Source organism: Saccharothrix sp. HUAS TT1 (genome assembly GCF_040744945.1).
Classification (GTDB): domain Bacteria; phylum Actinomycetota; class Actinomycetes; order Mycobacteriales; family Pseudonocardiaceae; genus Actinosynnema.
Genome location: NZ_CP160453.1, coordinates 5,261,673 through 5,269,205, shown reverse-complemented (window position 1 = coordinate 5,269,205; position 7,533 = coordinate 5,261,673). Strand labels below are relative to the sequence as shown.

General features: G+C 73.5%; 7 protein-coding genes. 3 read left to right on the top strand and 4 right to left on the bottom strand.

Going from position 1 to position 7,533, the window contains the following annotated elements:
* Complete coding sequence (locus tag AB0F89_RS24015; RefSeq protein WP_367127825.1) at nt 1–1,332, bottom strand: serine hydrolase domain-containing protein; 1,332 nt, start codon at nt 1,330–1,332, stop codon at nt 1–3.
* Nucleotides 1,333–1,823: 491 nt separating this feature from the next.
* Here AB0F89_RS24015 and AB0F89_RS24010 point away from each other — a divergent pair, with 491 nt between their 5' ends.
* Genes AB0F89_RS24010 through AB0F89_RS24000 form a run of 3 tightly spaced genes read left to right on the top strand, consistent with a single transcriptional unit; the run spans nt 1,824 to nt 4,247 of the window.
* Nucleotides 1,824–2,849, top strand: a complete 1,026-nt coding sequence (locus AB0F89_RS24010) for a class I SAM-dependent methyltransferase (RefSeq protein WP_367127824.1) — start codon at nt 1,824–1,826, stop codon at nt 2,847–2,849.
* A gap of 10 nt (nt 2,850–2,859) precedes the next feature.
* The gene (locus tag AB0F89_RS24005) at nt 2,860–3,069 is read left to right on the top strand and encodes an MbtH family protein (RefSeq protein WP_367127823.1); all 210 of its coding nucleotides are present in this window, start codon (nt 2,860–2,862) and stop codon (nt 3,067–3,069) included.
* Nucleotides 3,066–4,247 carry a PLP-dependent aminotransferase family protein gene (locus AB0F89_RS24000; RefSeq protein WP_367127822.1) on the top strand — a complete coding sequence of 394 codons (1,182 nt, stop codon included), beginning with the start codon at nt 3,066–3,068 and terminating at the stop codon, nt 4,245–4,247. The genes AB0F89_RS24005 and AB0F89_RS24000 overlap by 4 nt, the downstream gene beginning before the upstream one ends.
* Before the next feature lie 131 nt (nt 4,248–4,378).
* Here the strand turns inward: AB0F89_RS24000 and AB0F89_RS23995 are convergent, their stop codons facing one another.
* From AB0F89_RS23995 to AB0F89_RS23985, 3 genes are read right to left on the bottom strand one after another with little or no spacing between them, the layout of a single operon-like run.
* Nucleotides 4,379–5,098, bottom strand: coding sequence for an SDR family NAD(P)-dependent oxidoreductase (locus AB0F89_RS23995; protein WP_367127821.1), 720 nt, complete (start codon nt 5,096–5,098; stop codon nt 4,379–4,381).
* Nucleotides 5,095–6,204, bottom strand: coding sequence for a pyridoxal phosphate-dependent aminotransferase (locus AB0F89_RS23990; RefSeq protein WP_367127820.1), 1,110 nt, complete (start codon nt 6,202–6,204; stop codon nt 5,095–5,097). Before AB0F89_RS23990 ends, AB0F89_RS23995 begins: the two co-directional genes overlap by 4 nt.
* Before the next feature lie 25 nt (nt 6,205–6,229).
* Nucleotides 6,230–7,531, bottom strand: coding sequence for an APC family permease (locus AB0F89_RS23985; protein WP_367127819.1), 1,302 nt, complete (start codon nt 7,529–7,531; stop codon nt 6,230–6,232).
* Nucleotides 7,532–7,533 lie beyond the last annotated feature (2 nt).

The following is a 7,533-nucleotide window of genomic DNA, read 5'->3' as shown; positions in this document are numbered from 1 at the left end:
TCACGCGCGCGGAGCCGGTTCGCGGCGGGCGACGCGGCCACCGACCTCCAGGAGCGCGATCCGCTCGCCGCGCGAGTCCGGCAGGAACCGGCCCGTCACCGGACGACCGGGGCCGGTGGGGTCGGTGGCGGAGAAGACGTGGTCGGCGTGGAAGGTGACGTTCACCAGCGTCGTGGCGCCCGCGCGGATGCGGATCCCGCCGTCGTGGTCCCGCCGCACGAGGTACCGCATGTCGCCGCTGAGGTAGTCGCCGAGGCAGTCCGGCGGCTCGGCGACCGGCGCTGCCGGCGGTGCCGGGTCGCGCTCCGGGCCGACCTCCAGCCCCGCCGCCCCGAGACCGCGCACCAGGTCCGACCACAGTTCGCCGCCGTGCGCCGTGTTCGTGGCGAGGGCGACCACCACCTGCTGGTCGGGGTGGTACCGCAGGTGGCAGTGGGTGCCCTCGATGCTGCCGTCGTGGCCGAACCACGGCCCCCGTTCGGTGTCGAACCGGTGCGATCCGAGACCGGCCGCGGTGGTCGACCCGAACGGCCGCGCGTCGCCGGCGCCCTCGCGCATCAGGGTTCTGGCGGCGTCGTCCAGGACGTCGTCCCCCCGCGCCGCGGCGCCGATGTGCAGGCGACCGAACGCGACGAGGTCGCGCGCGGTGCCGGCCAGCCCGCCGGCCGGCCGGTAGTACTCCGGGCAGGAGGGGGTGATCTCGACGGGACCACCGGGTCCGAGCACGTGCCCGCCGACGACGGGCGCGCCGTCCCGCCCGTCCACCAACCGGACCGAGGCGCAGCCGAGCGGGTCCAGGACCGCGGTCCGGATCGCGGTCCACCAGTCGAGGCCGGTCACCACTTCGAGCAGGCGGCCGGCGACGGCGGAGCCGACGTTCGAGTAGGAGTACAGCGCCCCGGGCGGGAACAGCGGTTCCAGGTCCCGGCACAGCGCCGCGTACTCGCGCAGGGACGGCGCGGGCCCGGCGGGCGGCGAGTGGTCCGAGGGCAGCCCGGAGGTGTGGCTCAGCAGGTGGCGCGGGGTGACGCTGCCGATCCGGGGCACCCGGTCCGACCGCAGCTCCGGCAGGTGCTCCTCGATCGGCTCGTCGAGCCCGAGCCGACCGAGCGCGATCGACCGCACGAGCGCGGTGGCGTTGACGAGCTTGCTCACCGAGCCGAACGGGAAGACCGAGTCCGGCCCGACGGGTGGCCCGCCGTGCCGTTCCCGACCGGCCTGGACCGACAGCGTCCGGCCGCGGTGGTGGAGCGCGAGCTGGGCGCCCACCACCTCGTGCTCCCGGGTGAGCCCGGCCAGCAGTTGTGCGATCTTCCCCAGTTGCACAGGCATCAGACCACGCCATCCAAGGCGAACGGGAAACACGGGAAAAGGAAAGGAGAACGCCCTGCACCGGATATCGGCGGCGAACCGTCCGAGCCCTTTGAAAGCATCTTCCACATCGGGTCACACCCACACAAGACGCAACTTCCTACCAACTGGAACAGGGCCGTCCGGCGGATACTCACCCCGAACAGCAGGAAAACCCCTGGTCACCGCGCCGCATTCCGGCCGGCGTTCGGAGCAGTGACGACGCCGCAACCGCCGGACGGCCGAAACGGCACTCCCACTCCCCGCCGCACACATAAATCGGGATTCCGAACCAGGAAAATTCTCCACCAAGTTTCTCGCGCACTGGACAGCCCGCTCGGCGCGGTGCTACGGTCGGTTCACCACGGGACTCGACAGACTAATTCGTTCCGGACGATTCCGAGCTCATCGAGCGACTCCGCCAGCCGATCCGCACACCGGATTTCGCTCACCCGAGGAAAAGGGTGTCCCCGATGACTGCTGCCAGTAATCCCCGACGTGGGCTCGCCGGCGAAATCGAGCACAGCGGCTCCGCACCGGACATCGCGGCCGCCGCGGCGCTGCTGGAGATCGGTGACCGCCTCGGCGTGCTCGAGCGGATCGGCGCCGGCCAGGACTTCACGGCCGACGACCTCGCCTCGATCGCCGACCTGCCGGTCGACGGCGTGGCGCGGTACGCCGAGGCGCTGGCGGCCGGCGGCATCGTCGAACGCGTGGGCGCCGGGGGCCGGACCTTCCGCGCCGTGCCCGACTTCGCGGTCATCCAGCACCAAGCCGGTTACCTGTCGTGGACGATGAACGCCAACCGCCCGTTCATCGAGCACGCCCGCGAGTTCCTCACCGACTTCGACTCCGCCCGCGCGGCCCACACCCGCGACGGCAGGCAGGTGGCGGTGAGCTCCCAGTGGATGGGGTCGCTCGCCTTCTACCCCGCCGCGTTCCAGGCGATCACCGAGGCGCGCCCGGAGCGGGTGGTCGACCTGGGCGCGGGCACCTGCCGGCTGCTGATCGAACTGCTGACGATGTTCCCCGGCACGACCGGCGTCGGCCTCGACATCGACGACCAGGCTTGCGCCGCGGCGAGCGAGGCGGCCAAGCACGCCGGCGTCGATGACCGGCTCACCGTCGTGCGGCGACCGATCCAGTCGGTGGCCACCGACACCGGGCCGCTGCTCGACGCCGACGTCATCCACGCCGGCTTCGTGTTCCACGACCTCCTGCCCGACGAGGAGGAGGTCGCCGACGCCGTGCTGGCCAACTGCCGGGACGCGCTGCGGCCGGACGGCCTGCTGGCGATCACCGAGGCCGTGCCCTACCTGGACAACGACCGGGAGCGCCGGTTCAGCTCGATCGTCACCTACTTCCACCGGGAGTTCATGCACCGCAAGCTGCTGTCGGTGGCCGAGTGGGAGGACAAGCTGACCTCGGCCGGGTTCAGCCGGGTGGACACGGTCGAGCTCGGGTTCCCGACCGGCCGGCTGTTCCTCGCCAGGAAGTGAGGGGGACCCGATGACCAACCCCTTCGACGACCAGGACGGCCGCTTCCTGGTGCTGCGCAACGAGGAGAACCAGCACTCGCTGTGGCCGGCCTTCGCCGACGTGCCGGCCGGGTGGGAGGTCGTGCTGGCCGAGTCGAGCCGCCAGGACTGCCTCGACTACGTGGAAGCGAACTGGACCGACCTGCGACCGGCCGGCCTGGCCGAAGCGCACGACCGGTGACCCGGACGACCAAGGCGTCCACTTCGGACGCCCAGGGGTCGTCGGACGCCATCCGCGACATCCTGGCGGCGACGTCCGCTCCCGGTGTGCTGTCGATGGCAGGCGGCCTCCCGGCCCCGGACAGCTTCCCGGTGGCGGAGCTCGGCGCGGTCCTCGACGAGGTGATGAGCTCCGCCGCGGCGTCGGCGCTGCAGTACGGCCCGGTCGAGGGGGTCCCCGCGATGCGCGAGGTTTTCGCGGACCGGGTCGGCCCTCCGGTCACCCCCGACCAGGTGATCGTCACCAGCGGCAGCCACCAGGGGCTCGCCCTGACCACCGACGTCCTCCTGTCCCCCGGCGACGTGGTGGCGCTGGCCGACCCGTGCTACCTCGGCGCGGTCCGAGCCTTCCGCCGGGCCGACGCCGACCTCTTGCCGGTGCCCAGCGACACCGACGGCATGGACACCGAGTTCCTGGCCGCCCGGCTGCGCCAGGGCGCCCGGTGCGCGCTGGTGTACGTCGTCCCGAACTTCCACAACCCGACCGGGGCGGTGCTGTCCGAGGGCCGCCGCCGCCACCTGGCCGCCCTGGCCGAGCACTACGGCTTCCTGATCGTGGAGGACGATCCCTACGCCGACCTGTCGTTCGACGGCACCCTCCTCCCCCCGGTCGGCGCGCACACCGACCGGGTGATCCGACTGCTGAGCCTGTCGAAGACGCTGTGCCCCGGCTTCCGGGTGGCGGGCCTGGTCGCCCCGCCCGCGCTGGTCGCCGACCTCGCGACCGCCAAGCAGGACGCGGACCTGCAGACCAACACCTTCGGCCAGCACGTGCTGAGCCGGCTCGTGGGTCGCCCGGACTTCCTGCCCCGGCACCTCACCCGGCTCCAAGCCCTCTACCGCAGCAGGGCGACGCAGCTCGCTGCCCTGTTGGCCCCCTTGGACTGGCTCACCTTCACCCACCCCCGAGGCGGCCTGTTCCTCTGGGCCACCACCGGCCCGACCTCCGCCGACTCCACCACCCTCGCCCGCACGGCCCTGGCGCACGGCTTGGCCGTCGTCCCCGGTCCGCCCTTCTGCGTCCGCCACGACGGCACCCGCGACCTCCGCCTCTCCTTCGCCACCCTGTCCCCGGAGGAACTCCCGGAAGCCGTCCGCCGGTTGGCGAACGCCCACGCCCTGGCCTCTGCCCCCGGGTGACCACCCTGATCCTTCCTGGTCGAGGGCCGGTCAATACCGAGGCCCCGGAGCGCGGGCCGAGCACCCCGATCCCGAAACCGTCCCCGGCGGGAGCGCGCCGGCCGTCCCGGCAGGGGTCGGCGGGGTTGGTGTCAGGCCAGGCCCAGGCCGCCGCTGAGGGTGATCACCTCGCCGGTCAGCGAGCCGCCCGCACGCAGCAGCAGGAACACCACCGCCTCGGCCACCTCGGCGGCGTCGACGAGGCGGCCCAGGGGGACCCGGGCGCGGTAGGCCGCCATCGCCTCGTCCGGCGGCAGGGGCAGGGTCGCCAGCACCTCGTCCCGCAGCCCCGCGTCGACCAGGGCCGGGGCGACGGCGTTGCACCGCACCGGCACGCCGGACCGCGCGCAGTGCAGCGCGACGGACTTCGTCAGGTGCAGCACGGCCGCCTTGGCCGCGCCGTAGGCCACCATGCCGGGTGTGGCGAGCTGCCCCGCCGTGGACGCCAGGTTCACGATCGACACCGGGTGGTCGAACCCGCGGCCGACGACCTCGCGGCAGCCCAGCCACGTGCCGACGACGTGGGTGTCCATGATGGACGTCCACTGCTCCGGCCGGGCGGTCAACAGGCCCTGCTCGGTGCCACCGAGGTCGCCCGCGGCGTTGACCAGGCCGTCGAGCCTGCCGTGCCGCTCCAGGACCTCGTCGACGGCGCGGGTCCACTCGCCTTCCCGCGTCACGTCCAGCGCGATGCCCGGCGACGCCGTCGAGCGGGACGCCACGACCGCGGTCGCCCCGGCCCGCGACAGGGCGTCCACGACGGCCGACCCGATGCCGCCGCCACCCCCGGTGACCAGCACGACGGGGCTCACGACAGCCGCTCCGCGAGCCGCCGGGCCGCCGTGTCGAGAGTTTCCCGGCGCTTGCAGACAGCGAACCGCACCATCGTCCCCGCGGCGGACGCGGGCTCGGAGTAGAACACCGACAGCGGCAGCGCGGCCACTCCCCCGTCCAGCACCAGCCGGTCGCACCACGCCTCGGCCGGTTCGCCGACGTCGACCACGAGGTAGAACGGGCAGGCCGGGACGTCGGCGCGCAGCCCGAGGCCGGTGAGCCGCTCGGCGAACGACGTCGCCCGGTCCCGCAGGTCGCGCGCCACCTCGGCGACCACACCGAAGTCCTCGTCCAGCACGTCGGCCACGGCGTGCTGGAGCGGCACGGCCGGGCAGAACGTGACGTACTGGTGCACCGCCCTGATCCGCCTGGTCAGCCCGGGGCCGGCCACGGCCCAGCCCACTCGCCACCCGGTGGCGGCGAGCGACTTGGACACCGACGACACCTTCACCCGCAGCTCGGGGTCGGTGACGGCATCGAGCACCCCGCGGTGCCGGTCGGGGATCAGGTGCTCGTAGGTCTCGTCGGACACCACCACGACACCCCGCCGCCGCGCGAGGCGGGCCAGCGCGGTCCACTCGGCGGCGGTGAGCACGCGCCCCAGCGGGTTCCACGGGCTGTTGACCACCACGACCCGGGTCCGCTCGGTGCACGCCGAGTCGAGCAGGTCGGCGAACGAGGAGCGGACGTCGGCGAGCCGGACCGGCACGACGACCCCGCCGGCCGCCCGGATCGCGGGCCCGTACTGCTCGTAGGCGGGTTCGACGACGATCGCCTCGTCGCCGGGCCGCAGCAGCGCGAGCATCGCGCAGTGCAGCGCTTCCGTCGCGCCCGCCGTGATCGTGACCTCGGTGTCCGGGTCCGGTGCGCCCGAGGTGCGCCGCGCGACCGCCTGCCGCAGGCGCGGCAGCCCGGCGCTGGGCGCGTACTGGTGCGCGCCCTCCGCCTGCCCGGCGGCGACGAGGGCGCGCAGCAGCGCGTCGGGCGGCCCGTGGTCGAAGACGCCCTGCGCCAGGTTGACCGCCCCGTGCCGGGCGGCGAGCGCCGGGATGCGGACGAACACCGATTCCGCGACCGGGATCACGGGACCTCCCTCTCGGAGCGGGGACTCAGGACTGCGCACCGCCGGCCTCGGGCTCCCGGGTCGACGCGCGGCGGCTCTGCACGACCTGCACCACCAAGGCGACGGCGAGGACCACGACCGCGTACACCGAGCGCCAGCCCGACTGCACCAGGCTCACGCCGAGCACGACGAGCAGCAGCAGGTTCAGCACGGAGCGCACGGTGAAGCCGCGCACCCGCGCGTAGGAGACGATGCTGAGCAGGTACAGGACGATGAAGATGGCGCTGGCGGTCGCGACCGCGTCGACGACCACGTCCGGCCAGGTCACCAGCACGGCGCCCACGACGGCGAACAGGCCGGACAGCAGCAGGACGGCGCGGCGCGGCACGCCGGTCGGGGTGGTGGTGGCCAGGCCGCGCGGGAGGATGCCGCTGCTCGCGGCGCCTTGCACGAGCCGGGACACGCCCCACACCCACGCCACCGCGTTGAGCACCATCGCGCCGAACGCGATCACGGTCACCGCCAGCACGACGAGCTGGCGCGGCTGGATGGTCTGCGCGAGCTGCAGCAGACCGGTGACCTCGTCCACCTCGGACCGGGGGATGCGCACCGCGATGGCGATCGTCAGCAGGACGGTGAACACCCCGTAGACGCCGAGGGCGGTCGCGCTGACCGGCAGGAAGTCGCGGCGCGGGTCGCGGAACTCCTTGCTGAGGAAGGTGAGGTTCTCGAATCCGGCGAACGCCCAGAAGGCGAGCACGACGCCGGGCAGCAGCACGCCGAGGTCCGTCAGGTCCGGCGTGACGGCGGGCAGCCCGGTCCGCACGCCGGGGATCGCCGCGACGATCAGCACCGACGCCATGAGCACCAGCGCCCAGGTGCCCGCGTTCTGCACCCTGGTGCTGGTCTTGACGCCGGCGAGGTTGGACGCGACGGCGGCGACGAGGACGGCGGCGGCGGCGAGCACGGCGACCAGTTCGCCCGCACCCACCGCCTGCGCCACGTAGCGGCCGGCGACCATCGCGCCGGAGGGCAGGCCGACGATGACCAACGAGAGGAACATCAGCGGCACGCAGCGGCCGAACACCCGGCCCAGCCCCGTGCGGATGAACGCCTCGATGCCGTCGCCGTCCGGGTTCGCGCGCACCATGTCCTCGAACATCAGGAGCATGGGTAAGCACACGACCGTCGACAGCAGCCACACCAGCAGGCTGTTGCTGCCGGTCTCCGCGTAGACGGCGGAGGGCAGGAACAGGATGCCCGACCCCGCCACCGACCCGATGGCCAGGGGGATCGCCTGCCGCCTGCTCAGCCCGGTCCCGGCCGCGCCGGCCTGCCTGTCGGTCATTC